The 1449-nt window shown below is 19.9% G+C and carries 3 protein-coding genes; all 3 read right to left on the bottom strand.

Annotation, left to right across the window (positions count from 1 at the left end):
- Positions 1-71 precede the first annotated feature (71 nt).
- The 3 genes from QMD25_07095 to QMD25_07085 all read right to left on the bottom strand — a co-directional run bounded on the left by QMD25_07095 (position 72) and on the right by QMD25_07085 (position 1393).
- Positions 72-488: a hypothetical protein gene (locus tag QMD25_07095; GenBank protein MDI6861749.1), complete on the bottom strand. Its 417-nt coding sequence runs from the start codon at positions 486-488 to the stop codon at positions 72-74.
- 23 nt (positions 489-511) lie between these two features.
- Positions 512-811, bottom strand: a complete 300-nt coding sequence (locus QMD25_07090) for a hypothetical protein (protein ID MDI6861748.1) — start codon at positions 809-811, stop codon at positions 512-514.
- A 180-nt stretch (positions 812-991) separates the two neighbouring features.
- Positions 992-1393: a hypothetical protein gene (locus QMD25_07085; protein MDI6861747.1), complete on the bottom strand. Its 402-nt coding sequence runs from the start codon at positions 1391-1393 to the stop codon at positions 992-994.
- Positions 1394-1449 lie beyond the last annotated feature (56 nt).

Below are 1449 nucleotides of genomic sequence, written 5' to 3'. Positions count from 1 at the left end.
TTTTGAATACTGCCATTTTTTTGATAAGATATTTTAAAAGAAATAAATACATTAATAAAATAAAAGAACCATTATTTATACTTATCTGGTATATTCGAAAGTATAAATGACCAAATATTTTCATTTCTGCATGCTTTACCATTATATAAAAAATGACCATATTTATTAAAATAAATTTTTTCTTTTTTATATCCCCAATGAATGATGCATAATACTCTAAAATCTTTATTTATTTCTGCTTTTGTTTCGCATTTGAGACCATATAACATTTTAGATAATAATTCTAATTCAACCCAATTTTTTATGGTAATTTTAATTGATGAATATTCTTTAATACGATTATATGGAATATCAAAACCCTCATTGTTATTAATTGGAACTATATAAAGTGTTATTTTTTTTAATTCATATTTTTGTGAATATATTGTAGTTTTATTTATAAAAAACAAAACTACAAATAATAATAAAATAATATATATTTTTTTCATAATTACAATTATTACATTTGATATTAAAAATTCAGAGGTAAATAATACCTCCATATAAGATTTTTTATATCTTCGTTATAAAAAGTATGGCCTTTATACAAAAAACCACCAAAACCATTAAAATATAAAACTTCTCTACCCAAAGATTTGTGAATAATACATTTTATCCTATAATCTTGAATAATTTCAACTTTATCATTTTCATTTAGATTGTGAAGAAGTTGTAAAAAATTATAGTCGTCCAGTTCGCTTGGAGATTTAACAGAAAGTTTAATATCTGATATTTTTTTAACTTCATAGTAATTAACTTGAATTCGGAACATATCACCTGGAGGAATCGCATATAAAGTTATTTTTCTAATACAACAATTTTTTATAGTAAAGACTTCTTGTGAATGTAAGGTTAAAAAATTAAAATTTAACCCTAATATGACTAATAATGGTAAAATAAACTTTTTCATATTTTATATTTTTATAATATTGGCACATTATCTTTATATTTTTTAGTTATCATTTTTTGGCAAATGCTGCCAAATAAAATTCTTAATTTCTTCATTCTGATATGTTTTCCCTTTATATAAAAAATCACCGAATTGATTAAAATAAAGAACCTCTCTTCCAAAAATTTTATTTATTACACATTTAATTCTATAATCTTCAATAATTTTGGATTCGTATTCTAAATTTAGATTTTTAACTAAATCTAAAAATTCATAGTTCTTAAGTTTACAATTAGATTCCCAAATTATAATTTTCATGAATGATATTTTTTTTACATCTTTATATGGTAAATTATAATTAAATAATGTTGTAAAAGGTATAACGTATAATTTTATATTTAATACTCCACCTTCTATATAATTTAATTTTTGAGAATGTAATTTTTGAATTGATGCAAAAATCAAAAAAATAAAAATTATAATATTAAAATAAATTTTCTCATATATATATTTTTTTTATA

This window comes from Caldisericia bacterium (assembly GCA_030018355.1).
Classification (GTDB): domain Bacteria; phylum Caldisericota; class Caldisericia; order B22-G15; family B22-G15; genus JAAYUH01.
This window is presented reverse-complemented; position numbering and strand designations above follow the sequence as displayed.